At 46.1% G+C, this 19,166-nt stretch carries 18 protein-coding genes and 1 pseudogene; 5 read left to right on the top strand and 14 right to left on the bottom strand.

All coding sequences use genetic code 11. The annotated features are described in order from the left end of the window. Positions 1 to 136 precede the first annotated feature (136 nt). Positions 137 to 1,486 carry a sigma 54-interacting transcriptional regulator gene (locus KHA84_RS05825; RefSeq protein WP_213422592.1) on the bottom strand — a complete coding sequence of 450 codons (1,350 nt, stop codon included), beginning with the start codon at positions 1,484 to 1,486 and terminating at the stop codon, positions 137 to 139. Between the two features lie 490 nt (positions 1,487 to 1,976). Between KHA84_RS05825 and KHA84_RS05820 the strand changes: the two genes are divergently transcribed. Next, positions 1,977 to 2,525, top strand: coding sequence for a DUF6241 domain-containing protein (locus KHA84_RS05820; protein ID WP_213422591.1), 549 nt, complete (start codon positions 1,977 to 1,979; stop codon positions 2,523 to 2,525). A 219-nt stretch (positions 2,526 to 2,744) separates the two neighbouring features. On the opposite strand, the gene KHA84_RS15565 is transcribed toward KHA84_RS05820, so the two are convergent. The 10 genes from KHA84_RS15565 to KHA84_RS05770 all read right to left on the bottom strand — a co-directional run bounded on the left by KHA84_RS15565 (position 2,745) and on the right by KHA84_RS05770 (position 11,462). Next, the gene (locus tag KHA84_RS15565; RefSeq protein ID WP_213422590.1) at positions 2,745 to 3,899 is read right to left on the bottom strand and encodes a WxL domain-containing protein; all 1,155 of its coding nucleotides are present in this window, start codon (positions 3,897 to 3,899) and stop codon (positions 2,745 to 2,747) included. Positions 3,900 to 3,901: 2 nt separating this feature from the next. Next, positions 3,902 to 4,933, bottom strand: a complete 1,032-nt coding sequence (locus tag KHA84_RS05810; RefSeq protein ID WP_213422589.1) for a WxLIP family cell surface protein — start codon at positions 4,931 to 4,933, stop codon at positions 3,902 to 3,904. A gap of 81 nt (positions 4,934 to 5,014) precedes the next feature. After that, positions 5,015 to 5,698, bottom strand: coding sequence for a WxL domain-containing protein (locus KHA84_RS05805; RefSeq protein ID WP_236823156.1), 684 nt, complete (start codon positions 5,696 to 5,698; stop codon positions 5,015 to 5,017). Positions 5,699 to 5,740: 42 nt separating this feature from the next. Further along, the gene (locus tag KHA84_RS05800) at positions 5,741 to 7,123 is read right to left on the bottom strand and encodes a hypothetical protein (RefSeq protein ID WP_213422587.1); all 1,383 of its coding nucleotides are present in this window, start codon (positions 7,121 to 7,123) and stop codon (positions 5,741 to 5,743) included. Positions 7,124 to 7,617: 494 nt separating this feature from the next. Next, positions 7,618 to 8,529, bottom strand: coding sequence for a fumarylacetoacetate hydrolase family protein (locus KHA84_RS05795; protein ID WP_213422776.1), 912 nt, complete (start codon positions 8,527 to 8,529; stop codon positions 7,618 to 7,620). A 117-nt stretch (positions 8,530 to 8,646) separates the two neighbouring features. After that, positions 8,647 to 9,036 (bottom strand): hypothetical protein, encoded by a 390-nt coding sequence (locus KHA84_RS05790; RefSeq protein ID WP_213422586.1) that lies wholly within the window; start codon positions 9,034 to 9,036, stop codon positions 8,647 to 8,649. Next, positions 9,033 to 9,569 carry a DUF1643 domain-containing protein gene (locus KHA84_RS05785; protein WP_213422585.1) on the bottom strand — a complete coding sequence of 179 codons (537 nt, stop codon included), beginning with the start codon at positions 9,567 to 9,569 and terminating at the stop codon, positions 9,033 to 9,035. The genes KHA84_RS05790 and KHA84_RS05785 overlap by 4 nt, the downstream gene beginning before the upstream one ends. A gap of 374 nt (positions 9,570 to 9,943) precedes the next feature. After that, positions 9,944 to 10,420: a pyridoxamine 5'-phosphate oxidase family protein gene (locus tag KHA84_RS05780; protein ID WP_213422584.1), complete on the bottom strand. Its 477-nt coding sequence runs from the start codon at positions 10,418 to 10,420 to the stop codon at positions 9,944 to 9,946. Positions 10,421 to 10,564: 144 nt separating this feature from the next. Continuing rightward, complete coding sequence (locus KHA84_RS05775; protein WP_236823155.1) at positions 10,565 to 10,933, bottom strand: VanZ family protein; 369 nt, start codon at positions 10,931 to 10,933, stop codon at positions 10,565 to 10,567. Positions 10,934 to 11,207: 274 nt separating this feature from the next. Then, the gene (locus KHA84_RS05770) at positions 11,208 to 11,462 is read right to left on the bottom strand and encodes a hypothetical protein (RefSeq protein ID WP_213422583.1); all 255 of its coding nucleotides are present in this window, start codon (positions 11,460 to 11,462) and stop codon (positions 11,208 to 11,210) included. 515 nt (positions 11,463 to 11,977) lie between these two features. Between KHA84_RS05770 and KHA84_RS15590 the strand changes: the two genes are divergently transcribed. The 4 genes and pseudogenes from KHA84_RS15590 (at position 11,978) to KHA84_RS05755 (ending at position 15,574) form a co-directional block, all read left to right on the top strand. Then, positions 11,978 to 12,472 (top strand): DUF6431 domain-containing protein, encoded by a 495-nt coding sequence (locus tag KHA84_RS15590; RefSeq protein ID WP_419465585.1) that lies wholly within the window; start codon positions 11,978 to 11,980, stop codon positions 12,470 to 12,472. Between the two features lie 39 nt (positions 12,473 to 12,511). Then, positions 12,512 to 13,865 (top strand): annotated as a pseudogene (locus tag KHA84_RS05765) (DDE-type integrase/transposase/recombinase). Then, positions 13,858 to 14,658: an ExeA family protein gene (locus tag KHA84_RS05760; RefSeq protein ID WP_213422582.1), complete on the top strand. Its 801-nt coding sequence runs from the start codon at positions 13,858 to 13,860 to the stop codon at positions 14,656 to 14,658. The pseudogene KHA84_RS05765 and the gene KHA84_RS05760 overlap by 8 nt, the downstream one beginning before the upstream one ends. A 376-nt stretch (positions 14,659 to 15,034) precedes the next feature. Beyond that, positions 15,035 to 15,574 carry a DUF6241 domain-containing protein gene (locus KHA84_RS05755; protein WP_213422581.1) on the top strand — a complete coding sequence of 180 codons (540 nt, stop codon included), beginning with the start codon at positions 15,035 to 15,037 and terminating at the stop codon, positions 15,572 to 15,574. A gap of 232 nt (positions 15,575 to 15,806) precedes the next feature. On the opposite strand, the gene galE is transcribed toward KHA84_RS05755, so the two are convergent. From galE to KHA84_RS05740, 3 genes are all read right to left on the bottom strand, one after another. Continuing rightward, positions 15,807 to 16,796: a UDP-glucose 4-epimerase GalE gene (galE, locus tag KHA84_RS05750; RefSeq protein WP_213422580.1), complete on the bottom strand. Its 990-nt coding sequence runs from the start codon at positions 16,794 to 16,796 to the stop codon at positions 15,807 to 15,809. Between the two features lie 14 nt (positions 16,797 to 16,810). Next, positions 16,811 to 17,890: a non-hydrolyzing UDP-N-acetylglucosamine 2-epimerase gene (wecB, locus tag KHA84_RS05745; protein ID WP_236823153.1), complete on the bottom strand. Its 1,080-nt coding sequence runs from the start codon at positions 17,888 to 17,890 to the stop codon at positions 16,811 to 16,813. Positions 17,891 to 17,955: 65 nt separating this feature from the next. Continuing rightward, a complete protein-coding gene (locus tag KHA84_RS05740; protein ID WP_213422578.1) occupies positions 17,956 to 19,158 on the bottom strand; it encodes a polysaccharide pyruvyl transferase family protein in 1,203 nt (400 codons plus the stop codon). Between the last annotated feature and the right edge of the window lie 8 nt (positions 19,159 to 19,166).

Below are 19,166 nucleotides of genomic sequence, written 5' to 3'. Positions count from 1 at the left end.
CCCGTACTTCTTCAGCTTCCAAAATAGCGATGCACTCGGGATGAGTTTGGATGCACTCGCCCCGAACTTCGAAGCACTCGCCCACGATTTCGAAGCACTCACTTCATCCGCCGTCTCGCCCCTTCTCTTCTCCCTCTCAATCCTCTTCATACTTCTTCAGCTTCCGGACAACCGACGGCTGGCTGATGCCGAGCCGCTTCGCCATCTCGGTCGTCGTGCCGTAGCGCTGCTTGGCTGCCATCAGCACCCGCTTTTCCACACTTTCCAGGATGCTCGGCAGTGTCCGGCCGTCCACTTCGATCTCTGTCAGGGAATCGCCCGCCGCCACCCGGTACTCCATCGGCAAGTCATCCGGCGTCAGAACGTTACTTCGGCCGCCGATGACCAGCCGCTCCATCACATTCGCCAGTTCATCGATGTTGCCCGGCCAAGGGCACTCAAGCAGATGCTCAAACAACTCCTGGGACAGTTCCTTCCGCACTCCATGTTTTTCACAGAATCGGTCCTGGAAAAGCGGGATGAGCGCCGCCAGATCCTCTTTCCGCTCCATGAGCGGCCGAAGCTCAATCGGCACAAGATGAATCAGATAATACAGCTCCCGGCTAAACGCCCCGTCCCGTACTGCCTCAGACAACTCGCCCTCCGCGGAAGCGATGATCCGCACGTCGAACGGAACATCCGCCCCTTCGGCCTGATACTTTTTATCTTTCATCCACCCGGCCAGCCGGTTCTGGAGATACGGCGACAGCCGATCGATGCCTTCGAGATACAAGGTGCCGCCTTCTGCAACCTGCAGCATCCCGATCTTTCCGTCCGCGTCACCCGCAAGCTCCCGCTCAAACAGCGCTTCCGGAATCGTCCGGCAGTCCAGCGTCAAAAACGCCCCTTCACTCCGGCCGCTATTCCCATGGATCTCGCGCGCAAGCGTCGCCTTGCCGGTCCCGTGCTCGCCGTACAGGAGGATCGGCACTTCAAGCTCCGCCGCTTCCAGCCCTCTCGCGAACGCTTCCGCAGTCGGCCTCGATGCGAGCACCAGCCCTTCCGGAACCGCCGCCTCCCGCCGAAGCAGGTCCAGCTCCTCCTTCATCAGGGCCATCTCCGCCTCCAGCTCGCTCAGGTAGCCCTGGATGACGACAAGCTCCGACCACTCGCACGAATAACTGATCACATACTCGACCTCACCCGCCTCATCAAACAGCGGAAACCCGAGGATCAGCTCACGGGTCCCGTTCGGCGTATCCTGCACGAGCACGACTTTCTTCTTTTCTTTCAAGACGAGCGGCGTGATGGCCGGCACAAACACCTTCTCCCGCTCCAGGTCATACACCGAACGCCCCAGCAGCGACTCCGGCGTCACCCCATAATGCCGCCCGCTGATTCGCGACGCCTGGACAATCACCCCGTCCCGGTTCGTCACGATCAGATCCTCTTCAGTCGAATCGATGATCTCATATTGCTTATCCGGATTAATGGAAAAGATGGACATGCGGCACCTCCTGAGAGATAAGTATTCGTAATTGAATAAGACTATACAGAGTGATAAGGATTAATGCAATTAATATTTTGATAATTTAAAATAAATATATCTTGTTGCAAAATGGTTAGGCCTGAACTGGTTACAGACTCGATTATTTATAATTGATTCATTATTCAATAATGAATATAACTATACAATGCAATGCATAATATTACAATATGAAATTGCAGATTCAATTTTGGTTTCTGCACAACAAAAAAACGACACCTCAACAGGTGTCGCCAGCACATCCGCCGGTCTGCCGCATTTAGCATCCAGTGGTTCCTGATCCAAGCAAGACGGACTCCATGAATCCGATTCCGATAGTCCTATTGGATGCTCATTGACTCGCTAGGACCAATAACCAAAATTGAATTTTTTCATGTCTATCCAAATGCTATAATGGAAAAAGACGTTAATTCGACTTCGAGACAACATACGAAATTATTGGAGTGATTGAATGAAAAACAAGAAGCCGATCATCTTTTCCGCACTGGCACTTTTGGCCATCGCCGGCTTCATCATCTACAAAACCCAGTTCGCCTATACCGAGCCCCATGAAGTGCTGACACAGGACGAATTCACGGAAACCTATGAGGAAACCGGTGCATTGGATCATGTCGACGGACTTCATCACGTTGGACTCACCAGCAAATCCTCCGAAGCCAAAATCCTCGAAGTCATGCACCAGATGACCCACCAGAAAATCGCTGCCAACCAGAAATGGGGAGCCGTGCCGATGACTACGAAGAACATCGAGCAACTGGAATCCATCGTTTCCTCCTCCGAAAAAATCCAAAGTGACAAAGTTCAAAAAGAGCTGCTTGGATTCATTGAGAATTGGAAACAGGGGGACTTCAGTGAAGCGGATGCAGAACACAACTACATCTGGACCCTACAGGGTGGGACGCTTGGGAAGGCAAGAGGGCTTCTGAGCAAAGAAGAAGAGTTGGAGTTTATTAGAGAGTGGTTCTTGGACGACGAAGCAACAGAAGAAACGAAAGAATAGTGGGTTGGAACTCAAGAGACATTCGTTGTAACTCACCCCTGGTTGGTGGGAATTCAATAGGTGGTGCATGGGAATTCGAGTACTACTTGGTGGGGATTCGTCAATCGTTGAGGACTTTGATTTTATTAAACTCTGGAACAACCGCCCACAATAAACGTAAGACCGGATGGAAATAAAATTCCATCCGGTCTTCGTTATATCCTTTGCTTAATGTCATTTTCATGGCCCATCCACCAAGGTCCAGGTAATTATCGCAGTATGCGTCCCCGGTGACGCCTCTCCACCTGGCACTTCAAGAGTCACATTATCATTCAAATCACTATCGCCAGATGGAAGCCAACTTGCCGTCCAGGTGCCTATCCCCTGCCCCTGAGATGCTTGAACCACATTAGCAGCCTCAGCGCCAGCCCTAAGTTCAATTGGAGTAGATGACATATTAATTGATGGTAAACCACTTTGAGTAGGGGATGCCTTTCCGTTATAAAGTTTTAATACCGCTCCAGGCAACGTATCTTTCCCATTTGATTTAAAGGCTTCTAGATTGGCGGTAACACTCCACCCCTGAGCAGTTCCACGCCGATCGGTCACTTGAATGAACGGTCGAAGCGATTCTGCATAGTACGTAGCGGATGTATCAGAAACATACTGAGTACCAAAGTGGAGAAAGGGGACCTGGTCGAGTGTCAATGCCCCAACATCACCAGTTGTCGGATTACTTGGATCCTCAACTGTTGGAGGGGGGGAGTCTAGAGGCAGGATTGTAACCATTACATCTGTCACTGCATATCCACCATCGACAACCAGAGTAGTTTTCAAATCATCAGGTTCTTTTGCAAACACACCCAAATTAATCACAGCATTACTAACCACAAACTGAATTGGGTAAATTCCCGGTGGGATCTCTACACCTAGTCCATTCAAGTTAATGACAATTGTAAATTCAGCACTATTGTTTATCCCAACACGTATAGCAGAGACAATGCTCCCCTCTACTATATTCTGATCTGATTTAATATCTAATTTCCTTGGATAGGTTATACCCGGAACCTTATAGTCAAGCCACATATGGTTCTCGATATTATCTTGTTCTAGCAGGAAGCTTAGACTCTCAGGCAATTTCATATATATATGGTATGTTCCTAATATACCTACTTCTAAGAAGGTTTTCTCCTTCAAAGAAACCATTAGAAGGCCATCTTGAATTCGAACAGATGGTTCAACATTTCCGAATAAACTAAATCCAACTAACTCTGACGCTTCTACTCGATCTACCCCACGCTCCGACAAATCCACCAATTGCCCAATCGGCGACACCGCAACAACCAAAGCCATCACCCAAACCGCAATCCACTTCTTCCACTTTTTCCGCTTCACCCTCAAGACCCCTTTTTATCATCAGAATCAACCTGAGCCTTCAGTCTGCGGATATAAAGAAGCAACACAACCACGATGACTGCAAGCGTGCCGATGCCGACGGACATCCAGACCGGTTTTTCCGCTTCTACGAGTTCCACCGCTTCTTTGTTGATGTCCCGAGCCTGATCACGTTCGATTTCGAACTTCTCGGTCCATTCCCATTTCTCATCCTCCAGTTCGGCCGTCATGGCAACTTCATAAGTTCCGGGGTCGAGCGGGCGGTTGTTCCAGTCGATGATGAAGTCCATGCTGGAGTTAGGTGCCATCCGGATGTCCGCCTGCTCCTTTTCCTGTACAAGCTCTCCGTCCCCGTCCAGCACTTTAGCATGCAATGAAAGCCCTGAGATCAGGACAGGCGCAGTGTTGCGTAACTTTGCGGTGACCGCGGTCCGGTGGTTGACGAGGTCCGGTTTGACTTCACCAAATACCAGCTCGGGCTTGACCGGTTTGCCGGACTCAGAAAGCTGTACACCGATGACGTAGGCATACCGGTTTTCGATCTGGACACCTTCCGCCGGGCCTTCCTCATCCAACACTTTTTCAAAATGCATGCCGCCGAGCCGGATCCCTTCGAACGGCTTTTCCGGCACCTTGAGCGTCGCAGCCACCGTCTTTGTGCCGGCAGCCGGGATGGTCACTTCCTCTTCTTTGAAGCTAAGAAGATCGGTAATGGGTTCAGTCAAACTAGGGTCGATTTCCCCTTCTTCGTAAACAATAATGCCATTGCTGTTCGTCGAAGCATTATAAACGCCCAGACGGACAGTCAGTTCTTCCTGTTCATGATTATAAATCTCGACACGCAGCTCCTGTTCCGCTCCGGGTTCGACGCGGAGATCAAAGTAGGACGCACTCGGATTCACCTGGTTGTCAGGAAGGACGGCGCTTACCGAAAAGCCCACCGGGTGATCATCTGCAGCCGCTATCCCGGATAGCAGGAAAATATTTGAAACGAGCAGCAGCAAGGCGATCATGAAGCGCACCTTAACCTGCATATGTATCAACTCCTTTTTGCTGAACTAAAGCAAAACCTCCACCGGAAGCTGGAGGTTTTGCATTGATCTTCACTCTTTTAATCATTGTGGCGCGTCCGTCAATGTCCAGATGATTTCTGCTTTGTGTGTTCCTTCTGTAGCCGTACCTGCAGGCACTGTCAATGTGACGCTGTTATTGGTGCTTCCCACAGGCTCCTTGGGAAACCATCGATTAATCCAGGTCCCTTGTCCTGTCCCCTTATCTGCTATCAGGACCGGTTGTGCGGCTCCGCCCGCAATGACCTTGACAGGATCTTTCGCAACAGGCTTGGTTGTCCCTCCAGGAGAAACCGCCTCTCCATTTGCAAATGTAATAGAGGATCCTATCAGGGAGGCCTCTTCGGATACGCCATTTTTAAATTCCTCGAGCTCGGCGGTGATTTGCCATCCATCGCCGGTGCCGCGGCGGTCGGAAACTTGAATGAACGGGCGGTTATTTAGGGATTCATATGTCTCTTCCGTATCAGAGATGGTGTGAATGCCAAAGTTCAGCGAAGATACATAGTCCAAAGTCAGCAATCCCGAATCTTCAGTAATGCCGTCTTCCGGATCCTTGTTGGGATCAAGGGGTTCGGTTGGAGTTTCCGGGTCCTTTACTTCAGGAACCAGTGTTTCAAAATGGATTGTAGCTTCAGATGAATAGGTTGATGCCACTACACTGCTCGTCCCAAACCCAAACAGCAGAATTCCTCCAGACAAAGCAGCAACTTTCCATGTGTGCTTCATGTTCACCTATAATTCCTCCTATTTCATTATCACTAATATGCATCACGGTGCATCCACCAGTGTCCAGGTAATTGATGCACTATAACTTCCCGCTTCCACAGTGGATGGGTTAAAACGGAGAAGCGGGCCTCTATTCCAATTCCATGACAAGTGCGTAACCGGGTTCTCCTCCGTTTTGCCCTTATGAACTTCGATGTCCTGGTCTCGGATGACTTTGACATTCTTTGAATGGTCAATGAATACCAGGGCATCCGGTATGGTTTTCGTAGAATCAACAGTAGACTTGAGCGGGGTGGCACGCATCATCAGACTCCATGTACTGCCTGCTCCCCTGGTGTCATTAATCCCGATCGACCAATCCGGATTCTTTCTCACTACAGTAACTTCCTCATCTACAATATAGACATCTTCAAACTCCAGAATCTCCGGTACTGATGCGAACGTCAGCCTGCTGGTTTGAGTGGCTGTAGCTGTTGCACTAAACGTCGACATGGAATGTGTGGTCAGTTCACTGTTCGTGTGGACCTGTTCCGTTTCTTTGTCGGTGGCTCCGGCGGGTTCTGCAGGTTCGTCTTCTAACTGCCATACAGCATATCCAACCATATCGGCTCCCAATTGAGCCAGGTCTGTCGGTTCGGAGGCGGACTGTGCGTAAAAAATCCAGTCAACAGTCTGAAGATTATCTCTCAATGGAATCCTTAAAGTAAAGGTAAAGTCCGAAACAGACACAGAAGAATCTTGTGCATTCAATTGAATCCGCACCTGGTTAGAATCAAGCCAGATCTTCTTAGCGTTAATTGTTCCTGATGACTCGCTTATCAAGGACCCATCACTATGTATAGTTGCTTGATGATAGTGGGCTGAAAGACCCTTTTCTTCTATAGACCCGATTATCTCGTCCGGAAGCTGAAAAACAACCACTGCTTTTTCCGGAATCTTATTTCCTACCGGACTGTGTCCGGTCAATGTCAGCACAAGGCCACTCGTTCCATCCTGGACCGTCAACGCGGGAGACTCCAAAAATGGGTGTCGGGAAACTGTTTCTACCTCCGGCTCATCAGATTCGCTTTCTGGAGAAACTGGAATTGGCGGAATCACAACCTCTTCCTGTTCCCCGCTCTCTTGTTCGGTAGAATCTACAGGCTCTTTAACCGGTGTATTTTCCTCGTTCTGAGATTCTTCTTGAGCAGGCAGACTTTCTGGTTCTGTTTCTTTTTCTTTCATCGGATGCTCAGTCGACAGTTCAATATCTGTACCCTCTTCATCAGGAGACACTTCAGGCGGTTCTGCACTTCCCTCCACTTCTTCAGCCGGATTGATTGTGAAAATCTCCGGCTCTTCAGGAGGGGCATCAGCGTCCGTGATTTCAACGACAGGGAAGACTAAGAACAAAATGAAAAGTACTATAAATATTCTTTTTAGCATTATTCTTTAACCTCTCCCCCTCTCAACCTTTACACCAGGATTCCAACATCCGTACTTCTAGCTATTATCTTGATTTTAGTGATAATCTCATAGATTTTCAACGACTAAACAAGTACCATTTGCTTATGTACCAAAATTATTAACCAAAACAAATAAACCAAGTAAGTCTTTAGAATCATTCAAGAAAACGAGAAAAATAAGCCGCTCAAACTGGCTTACTTTTTTACCTACCCTTAATCTCTAGATCTCAACCCTGTTTTTGTATTGACTTAAGTATATTTTACTAGAATTGTGGGAGTGACTCGCCGCGCCCGCTTCCACGACGACAATAAAAAAGCAGCCGCAAGGCCGCTCTTAGTCATATCAGTTACATATCCAATTTCACCGTCTCACCAATATATCGATCCCACATCTTTTCTTCTCCTAAAATATAGTTTCCCTGGTATTCATCAGCTTCGGTTTGTATATGACCAGAGTGTTCAGTTAGCTTGAGGTCAGACTCCTGTTTCCGCTGCCAGCTCTTGTTTTGATACGACCTTCAAATCCCGCACATGATTCACCAACGGCTCAAATCCCTTAATCCGGCATTCCACCACATCCCCTTCATTGATCACGACCGCCCCCGGTGTCCCGGTTGAGATAATGTCTCCCGGCAGGAGCGTCATGACCTTCGAGTGGAACGACACCAGGTTCAGGGGGTTAAACGTCATATGGTTGACGGTGTTCTTCCGGTGAAGCTTCCCGTTGATCATTGTGGAGACTTCCAGTTTCATAAGATCTTGCGCTTCGTCCGGGGTAACAAATTGCGGGCCGAAGCTGAAGAATGTGTCAAAGCTTTTTGATCGGGTCAGGTAACGCGGATTTCGCTGCAGGATATCCTCTGCCGTCATGTCGATAATCGTCGTGTAGCCGGCGATATAATCCAAAGCATCTGCTTCTTCAACATCCTTGCAGACCTTGCCGATGATGACTCCCAGCTCGGCTTCAGCGGTCGTTCGCTCGGATTGGTGAGGAATATTGATTGTTTCACCCGCTCCGATGATGGACGTCTTCGGTTTCATAAAGCTTGCCGGTTCCGTGTTCGGAGCTACTTCACCCAGGTCCGAAGCGTGATCCACATAATTCAGTCCAATCCCCCAGATCTTGGACGGATTGCGGTAAAGCGGCTGGTAATCAAGAGAAGCTGCGTCTAATTCAGCAATCTCCCCGTTCAAAATTTTCTCTTTCCCTTCCCGGTTGTACCACTCGGTCATCTCACGCAGTTGACCGCAATCAATGATCTCAAACAATTTGGTCGCCCACTTCTTCCCCTCCGCCTTGTTCACCCGTTTAACCATCACTGCTTTCTCCCCTGCAATGATGACCGCTGTTTCTTCCCCTACAAGCTTCACTGTCGCCAGTCGTATGTTCATCCCCCCCTTTTTATACTCCTTTAACTAGTTCGCTTAATATAGGGCTTATCCTTTCTACCTAGTCACAAAACAAAATGGATTACCACATAACTCGGGCAATCCATTTCATCTTCACAGTAAAGCAAGGTAACCTCTATACAACTTCTTCAGCAGTTCGACGAAGTGTTCCTGATCAAACTCTATTGGCTGACCTGGAAAGATACTTAGGCTCAAGTTGTCGTTGTTGGGCCCGATTTTCCATGCGGTCCGGTCCCCGCTTAATCCGATGGGAATCCCTACTTTTTGCAGATCAACTTCATTGATTGTCCCAGTTTTGTAGTTAATCACGATTGAAAGGGAATTGGAGTTTACATCCACCTGCATCCATCTACGCTCACCTGGCATTTTGGGTGAGGTTCTATCCTTCCCGCCTTTCATTAGCGGCTTGACCATAACGACTTTTGGAAATTCGCTTTCCAAGAAAACTAAAAACTCATTTCTCATTCTTTCCACTGTCTTCATTCGCCGTATACCTCAATCTCAGTCTCTTTCGACAGGTACAGCGGGTGCTTGGGCATTCCCCTTGCAGTCTTACCGAGACAGTAAGGGGTCTTTCCCGCTTCGTCAATCCATTTCAACACCGACAAATACTTCCCATTCTTTGCACCGTCATTACCCCATGCAATAATGATGTTGTCAGCCGTCCTGACTGCTTCTTTTACTCGGATATCGTTTTCAGGATGATTCAACTGCCCCGATTCCCATAGCTCTTCTATATCTTTAGTCCTATAAGAATAGAGGTTCACTACTTCCAGAGATCCATATCCATTCCTCTCCGCAAAACCGATACATCGATTCAATGTTTTGTCTGGCTGCAGGGCATCTGCAGTGCTTGGATTGATCATAATGAACAGACACGAAGGCTTTGTGGCGTCCCAAATGACACTTAGACGATAGCGATGCTTCTCAGTCGAGTCAAACATTACCGTGACGTTCTTTCCCCCGCTCCAGGTCCCTGTTTGAATCTTAATCTCCGGCTCCTCCCATACCACCATCAACAATTCCCCCTTTTATTTAGTTACTTCCTCCCACTAATATTACTACTATTCAGTAAATTAATCACTTTTCCATTGAATCAATATCTACTAGTTCAAAAGAAAATACCATGGGCTTCCACGCTACTTGAGGATGAAAGACCGGACGAAAAAAATCCGCCTCACCTTAGTCGATCTACTACTCGCTTTACTGAACAACATGAAAACAAACCGCGTAGAGGATCTTTATAATAGCCGGAACTCGGGAGGCTATCGCAGCAACTTCCCTCATATTGGTTGGAACTCAGGTACCCCTTGGTAGGGATTCGGGTACCTGTAGGTGGGAACTCACCAATATAAAAAGCAGCCGCGCTGGCTGCTTCAATCCAAAGTTATCACTTATCCAACTCCAACGTCTCATTAATCTCCGTCGACTCCGCATCCTTCCCGGTCATCCGCTTGTACATAAACGCAATGTTCTTAACCAAGCTTCCGCTTTCCCAGTATTCAGCAGCCTCGGCTTTGACTTTAATCAGGATGACGTCGGGGTCGTCGTATGTGGTTTGCATGATCTTTTCATAGCCTTTGCTCCAGAGTTCTTTTTTCTTGGCCATGTCTTCGACGATTTCGGCACGGCCGCGGACGGAGACGTAGGATTTGCCGGCGTAGGCGACGTTGACGTCTTTGTTGTGGAGGATTTCTTTGTATTTGTCGGTTTCTTTCTTGGTGAAGAACCAGAGGTCGCCGTCGAATTCGACTTCCTGTGTTTTCATTGGGCGTGAGACGAGTCCTTCATCGGATACGGTCGTCAGCATCGCGGTGTCGACGTCCTTGATCAGGTCTCGGAGTGTTTCCATTTCTTCTTGTTTCATCGGATCACCTCATTTGTGTTGTTATAGAGGTAGATTACCCTGTCTATTAATCCTTTATTCAGTGCTAGGGTAATCACTCACGAGATCAAGGTAACCACTCACTCCTGCTAAGCTCTTCTCCCCGGGAGGCCACCACCGGTAACACTATCGCTCATCCGCACTTCTTTGGCTATTGATATAAGTGCATATCAGATAAGCTAATGAGATACCCAGCAGATCAATGCCGACATCAAATAGCCGGCCGCTGCGTCCGAAGAACAGTTGTAGGATCTCTGTAAACAACGCAAATAATCCACAAAGAACAAAGGCCTTATATGGCCGTCTGATCCATGTTACAAGAAAAAAATACAGAAATCCGAACGATAAAAAGTGTCCCGTCTTTTGAATTAAGTAAAAGGTACTGTCTAGATTAATATCATCCACTAGGAGAAGGTCATGAAAGTTTGGCGTAAATTCAATATGATAACTCACCTTACCTGCATATAAAAACGCTCGCGGGTCGCCGGTGCACATAGCGGTTAGTATTATAGCAGCCCACATAAAAGCAAATATAGATTGAATAGGTAATACGTGATTAATATGTGTTCTTTGAATGTTAAACACCTGCCATTTTAAACGGACTGTCTCAGGGCGATCTCCCTGGCCCTATGTTTTACGACTGCCAACCAGCACCTGTGGGTTGCAGAGAGGTAATCACTCATCTCCGCCTGCCCACAAGCACAATGAAAGCCTGTCACAGGTACGGCCGTGACAGGCTTGATCAATTCAAGAGTAATTTTTTCTATCATCATTTAAAGCAGAACATCCGCTGGTACGGGAGTTTCCCGGTTGCGGGTTCCACCGGCTCGGTAGTTACCGGAGTGCTGTGTCGCCTGCGTCTGGCCACCATGCGGGCGTACGCGCTTGCTTCGCTGTTTTCCAGCAGAGCGGGTTCTTCAGCACCCAGAATCACCACATACAAGTCGTCCTCACGCCAGCCAGTGTCCACGATTTCATAATGCCCCAATGGCTTTACATTCTCAGGTACATGCATGGGATTCATCACCGTCATTCCCCTTCTCCACGTTCTTTCTCTTTATCCAAAGTTATAATCGGTCCATTCCACGATTCCGATGAGTAAAAACACAAGACCAGACTAGTATTAAAATCCTATATATAGATGTTACGTAAGGACATTCTACCATCCTTAAAGACAGCAAACAAGGGGCCCTATATGGCGATCACTGACTAATTTCCGTTTTTTGGATCGATTTTTGTCGAATGTATCCAGTTTAAAGGGCATAAAGACTGACTACTCTATCGTTTTTATCATTTAATTCCGAGTGTTATTGCTAGGTCCTATTGACCGAATGCTGACGGCATTGCCTGTCCGGAAGTTGACGGATATACTGTCCATAAGAGTCTATAGAAAGGAAAAGGACGCTTCCCTTTAGCGCATGATCCGGCAAGATCATGCGGGAAGCGTCCCCACCAAAAAATATATGTATATCATAACAGAATACGCATTGATTTTAAACCCCGAACGCGGGGTTTTCGGTTAAGCCGACGGGAAATGCAATTCCCTGTCCTGCCTGCGATTCCGTAGCCTACAAGGTGATTGGAAGCAGGAATCGGAAAGGAAGAACTGAAGATGGTGGTGTGAGAGTGTATTCCATCCGCCGCCTCCGTTGCCAGAAATGCGAATTGATTCATCACGAGTTGCCGGATTGCCTGGTGCCTTACAAGAGATATCAGGCGGATGTCATTGAAACCGCAATCGATGACCCGGGGGGTCCGTCTGATCTCCCGGCGGACGACTCCACGCTCCTCCGTTGGAGGGATTGGTTTTATACACTCGCGGAACACTGGCTTTCCTTTTTAATTTCGCTTATCAGGCAACAAAAATGGGAACTACCAGTGAACGGCCTGTCCGATCGTTCACTGTCCGTGCGGCAAAGAATTGGACAAATGGTGGGTGGTGAATGCGGATGGCTGTCACGGATTGTCCAACCGCTCGCCAACCATCATTATTGGATACATACCCGTTCTGCCTGTCTGTCCGGGAACGGCTGATCTACACTCAAAGGGAATCAGAAATAGGAGGGATTCTCTTTGAGGGATCAGAGGAAGGCGGAAGAGATTGCCGCAAATAGGTATCAGTTGATCGCTCCCCTGCTTGAACCGGGCATGGGGACATCTGAGGCCGCCGAGATGAGGCGGAGAATCGCATCGGAGAACGGCTTATCAGAACGGACACTTCGGAGATACATATCGGATTACCGGAAAGAAGGATTCTCAGGGTTGAAGCCGGCTGGCCGAAAAGGCGAGACCAGTCAGCCGGAATGGATGGAAAAGGCGGTGGACCATGCGGTCCTCCTTCGACGCCAAGTTCCTTCAAGGAGCATTGCGAGCATCATTCAGACGCTTGAGTGGGAGGAGATTGTAGAGCCGGGGGCATTGAAGCGTTCGACGCTTCAGGAGAAGCTGGCCGAACGGGGCTATAGCGCACGTCAGATGCGCCTTTATCATCAAGAACCGGGCGCGGTGCGCCGATATCAGAAACGTTCACGGAACGAACTTTGGCACTCCGACATCAAATACGGTCCATATTTGCCAGTAGGTCCCGACGGCAAGAAGAAGCAGGTTTATCTAGTCGCCATTATCGATGATGCGACCCGATTCATTGTCCATGCGGCCTTCTACCCGACCCTCGAAGCCGGTTCTGTCGAGAAATCGCTCCGTCAGGCAATCCAGGAGTATGGAGTACCAGATTCTTTTTACTTCGATAACGGGAAGCAGTATCGAACGAAATGGATGGGAAGGATGTGCGCGAAACTCGGAATCCGCCTGCTTTACGCCAAGCCCTATTCACCGGAGTCAACAGGGAAAGTGGAACGCTTCAACCGGACGGTCGACGGCTTCCTTGCGGAAGCGGCACTCGAGAAGCCGAAAGGCCTTGATGAGCTGAACCGGCTCTTTGCGGTTTGGCTCGAAGAGTGTTACCAGAAGAAGTCCCATTCAGGACTTCCCGAAAAACGGAGTCCCTTTGAGGCATTCCAGCGCGATCGAAGGTCTCTCTCCTTTGCGTCGGAGGGGTCAATCACCGATGCATTCCTCCACGCTGAAAACCGGAAGGTTGATAAGTCAGGATGCATCAGCTTCCAAGGAGATAAATACGAAGTGGGACTCTCCTTCATCGGCCGGACGGTGGATGTCATTTATGACCCGGCAGATACGGAAGAGATCCAGATTGAGTATGAAGGACATGAGCCATGGACCGCAAAGAAACTCGAGATCGGGGAGTTTTCCGGCAAGCGGCCGGAACTGCCGGAAACACTTCAGAAAGTCGAAACGGAGAGTTCCAGGGTTCTTCGCGCCGCGAAAAAAACAGAATGAAAAGCGGGAAGCCTACCGGCCTCCTGCCATCTCGTTCCGGAAAATGAAGGAGGTGCCGGACCGTGTATGAATCGTTCTATGGAATGTCGGCTACTCCCTTCACACGTGCCACACCGGTCAGTGAACTCCTTGGCACACATGCGTCAGAAGAGATCTTAAGCCGGCTGGGCTATGCGGCCGAACAACAACTGTTCGCCGTAGTGACCGGCGAGTGCGGAACCGGGAAGACCACCCTGATTCGAAAGTTCACGGAGAATCTGGATCACTCCCGCTTCAAGCCCCTGTATCTCGCGGACTCGAAGCTAACACCCCGCCATTTTTATAAAGGGCTGCTTGAGCAAATGGGATGTGAGTCGAAGTTCTACAGGGGAGACGCGAAGCGTCTGCTTCACCAGCAGGTCGAACTGATGAAGGGAATGCATCAGTTGTCACCAGTCGTCATCGTAGATGAGGCGCATCTTCTCGACCGGGAGATGTTGGAGGAATTGCGGTTCCTTTTGAACTTCCGGATGGACGCCGAGAGCCCGATGGCGCTCGTTCTGGTCGGACAGAGCGAACTGCAGGACCGGCTTCGCCTCCAGACGTTCGCCGCCATCCGGCAGAGGATTGATCTTCAGTGCCGGATGCCCCATTTCGACCGTTCGGAGACCGGCGGATATATGGAGCGTCAGATCGAATACTCAGGTGCCGGGCGTGATCTTTTCACAGCGGCGGCAGTCGATGAGATTCATAATTGGTCCGGAGGGGCCGCAAGGCTCATCAATAAGGCGGCCACCCACTGCCTAATCTTCGGATCCGGGCAAGGTCATCGTGTTATTGATGACCATATGGTCAGACAGGTCATCGACGGGGAACTGAATTAGTTCTTTGCATACTTGAAGGGGCCAGGGGGAAAACGGAACGTTTTCCCCCTGGCCCCTTCAAAGTTATAGGGTTTTTGTGATTCTCAGTTTTTGTGATTTTAATGGACAAGCTTTCCGTCAACTGTTGGACAACCAACACTGTCAAATGGCGGTCTTTAAACCCCGTCAGTAACATCCGAGAATTCCTTCCCACCCCCTCACCTGCCCCCCTTATTTCCAAACAGAATTTATAACTCTATCTGAGATGTCCATATCAGAATGAATAGCTGGCCGAAAACAACTCCCTAAATGCAATATTTTCTTCTTGAGGGAAATGTTATAATCGGTAAATAGTGATAACTCGGCTTCAAGACACCAAGTCGTTTGGAGGGATTGAATGAAAAGGAAGGGAATCCTGATTGGCGCGTTGGCTCTCTTGGCCGTCGCCGGCTTGATCATCTACCAGTATCGGTTTGCCTACTCCGAACCGGAGGAAGTTCTCACACAGGACGAATTTGTAGAAACCTTCGAGGAAACCGAAGCACTGGAGGATGTTGATGGGCTGGACCGGGTGGGCGTCAACGGCAATTCACCTGAAGGGAAGATCCTGGACGTCATGCACCAGATGACCCACCAGAAAGTCGTGGCTAACCAGAAATGGGGAGCGGTGCCGATGACGACAAGGAATATCGAACAGATGGAATCGATCGTCTCCACCTCTGAACACATCCAAAGCCCTGAAGTCAAAAAACAGCTGCTCCAGATCATCGCAAAATGGGAACGCGGCGACTTCAGCGAAGCCGACATGGACCACAACTACATCTGGGACCTCCAGAACGGAACACTCGGCAAAGCAAGGGGCCTTCTGAGCAAGGAGGAAGAACTGCAGTTTATCGAGGAATGGTTCATTGAGGGAAAAGCAGAAGAAGAAAAATAAAGAAACTGGTTGGGGGCGGAACATGCCCCCTCCAGCTAGTTTTATTGGCTATTCTTATAATTATTTGCTACCCACTAGTAACCCAGTTTTGAAAGAGCACCGCAACAAAATAGCAAATACTTGTGCATAAATATAAGGGTTATTAATTCCCCTCTGGGTAATAACTAACATACTGAACTAAGTGACAACAACTTTTGCTGACCGCAGGACCAATGAGTAAGTTTTATCCTATTCAATCATCTAAATAACCCATGGGATGACTCTTATGCCAATTCCATGCATCAGAGATTATTTTATCTAATGCGTTAAATTGTGGTTCCCATCCTAATACCTTTCTTGCTTTATCCGATGAAGCAATTAGAACAGCTGGATCACCAGCTCTTCTCTCCTTTACTTCTGCAGGGATCAGATGATTAGTAACCCTTCTTGCTACTTCAATTACTTCTCTAACGGAGTAGCCACAACCATTACCTAAATTAAAAATTTCACTAGGATTATCTTTTCTTAAATATTCTAGTGCTAAATAATGCGCTGTCGCCAAGTCCATTACATGAATGTAATCCCTTATGCATGTACCATCCTCTGTAGGGTAATCATCACCGAACATATAGATCTTATCTCTTTGACCTAATGGGACTTGCAATATTAAAGGAATTAAATGTGTTTCTAAATCATGATCTTCACCTATTCTCCCACTTTCATGGGCACCTGCAGCATTGAAATACCTTAAAGAAACATATTTGATCCCATAAGCTTTATCAAACCATTTCATCATTTTTTCCATGGTTAGTTTTGTTTCACCATAAGTATTCGTTGGTTTTGTTTCATCTTCTTCAATTATAGGGATGCTCTTAGGCTCACCATAAGTAGCCGCAGTTGATGAGAATACTATTTTTTCAACATTATTATTTTTCATTATATCCAAAAGACACATCATACCGTAAACATTATTATTATAGTACTCATCTGGCTTTACCATACTCTCACTAACTAAGGAGTTTGCAGCAAAGTGAATTACAGCCTCAATATTATGACTCTTAAAAACGCTATCTAAAGCTTCTTTATCTCTTAAATCCACCTCATAAAAGTACTCAACATCAATTGATTTTTTATGACCACTCTGTAAATTATCAACCACTATAACTTCTTCATTCTGTTCTAAAAAATATGTAACTGTATGAGATCCAATAAAGCCTGCTCCTCCGGTTACTAAAATAGACATCAACTGATCCCCCCTTAAACTTCCAATACATCAGCAATTCTCTTACTCGCATTACCATCACCATAAGGATTACTTGCTTTGCTCATTTTTTCATACTCGACTTTATCTTCAAGTAGTAGTTTAAAGGTATTATAGATATTCTCTTCTTCTGTTCCAACTAATTTTAATGTTCCAGCAGCTACACCTTCTGGCCGCTCAGTTGTATTACGCATAACTAAAACTGGCTTACCCAAACTTGGCGCTTCCTCTTGAATACCGCCACTATCAGTCAATATGAGATATGACCTTGAGAGGAAATTGTGAAAATCTAAGACTTCTAATGGTTCAATAATTCTAACCCTATCGTTACTTCCAAGTATTTCAATAGCTGTTTCTCTCACAATCGGGTTCATATGAATTGGATAGATTACCTTGATGTCGGGATGTTCATTAACAATTCTCTTAATTGCTTTAAACATATTTCTCATTGGCATACCAAGATTTTCTCTCCGGTGAGCAGTTATCAAGATTAGTTTACTACCTTCTGCCCAATTCAAATGTTTATGAGTGTAATCGTCTCTAACTGTAGTTTTTAGTGCATCAATTGCTGTATTGCCTGTTACATATATGGTGGAAGGATCTTTACCCTCTTTCAACAGATTTCCTTTGGTTAGATCTGTGGGAGCAAAATGATACTTTGCTATAATTCCTACAGCCTGCCTATTGAATTCTTCAGGATATGGAGAATTAATATTATAAGTTCTAAGCCCCGCTTCCACATGGCCAACTGGAATCTGTAAATAAAAACAAGCTAAAGACGTGACAAAAGTTGTAGAAGTATCACCGTGAACTAAAACCACATCCGGTTTAACTTCCTCCAATATAGCTTTCATTTTATCTAAAATACTTATAGTTACATCATACAACGTCTGTTTTGTCTTCATTATTGATAGATCATGATCTGGAATAACATTAAACGCCTCCAAAACTTGGTCTAACATTTCCCTATGTTGGCCGGTAACACATACAACGGTATCCATATTATCTCGTTTTTTTAATTCCTTGACCAAGGGACACATTTTAATAGCTTCAGGTCGGGTTCCAAATACTAGCATCACTTTTTTCTTTTTTTTCAAAACTATCATCCAGCCTTATTATATATTTTATATTACTCAATCTCTCATTTAGCTAATTTATTTAGTTTATTAAATACTTGCGGAATAAAAAGTCTTACAAAATAAGATAAACACAATATCCTACCTACTTGTTTTTTGTTTTTATCAACATATTCAACAGAATTTCTTACACTAGAACTAATCTCACTTTTTTCTATATCGACATGATTAGTGAATTTAATATACTCTTTTTCGTTTGATACTTCTAAAGCATTTAGTTTCTCTAAACAGACCTTGGAGCTAAAACTATTAATATCTATTAAAAAATCTTCCATTCCAATTTTACTTTGTATATTTGTAACTTTCGGATCATAACTAACCGCTATACTTGGGATACCATAGCTAGCACAAGTAATAATACCGTGCAATCTCATGCTAATCATTATGTCTAGCTTATTCATTTGGGATACCAAATCTTCTATAGTTTTATAATTATCTACAATAGTAATATTATTAAATTTACTCTTCAATCTATTACATAGATACTTATCCTCTTCATAATCTAAAGGAAATAAATATATCTGTTTATTCCGCTTTTCTAGTTCACTAATTAATTTTTCAATTTGATTTTCTGTCTCCTTAGTTGTTTTAAATTGCCTAAAACAAATTCCTATCTTCGTGCTTTCAGCCCTGTGGCAATGGTCTCTATTTGATGGTACATATTCAGATATTGAAAAGACTGGATCCGAAGTGACATCAATTTTAGTTGTGACTCCAATATTCTTGAGATAGTTTTGAGAAGCTTCATCTCTTACAGAAATATAATCTACAAACTTATTACTAATATCTCTAACTAGACTTATTAAAACTTTGTTTTTAATTGGCCCTACACCCATTGAATAATAAATAACTTTTTTATTATAAATCTTAGCAAAAACAGCAGAAATTAAATATCTAGGTATCGTTGCTACTGAGTGTACATCTTGTAGCAATCCCCCCCCGCCTATAACAACATAATCAGTATTTTTTATAGCCGCTTTTAATAAGTTCATATTCTTTAAAGCTGCTTTTGTTAATCCAATTCCACGCCATTCTGTTGCCTCGATATTGTCTCCAATTGCAGAGACGGTATACTCCGGATCTAATGACGTCACGGTTATTGCCGCATTCTTATCATAATCTTTAATTTTCCTTACTAAACACTTTAAGATAAACTCATCACCCATGTTTTTTGCACCTGAAAAACATGAAATAAAATACTTAGCCATTGCTTTAA

This window comes from Bhargavaea massiliensis, from assembly GCF_018390575.1.
Classification (GTDB): Bacteria; Bacillota; Bacilli; order Bacillales_A; family Planococcaceae; genus Bhargavaea; species Bhargavaea massiliensis.
The sequence above is the reverse complement of the archived record's forward strand: the minus strand, read 5'-3'. Positions and strand labels throughout refer to the sequence as shown.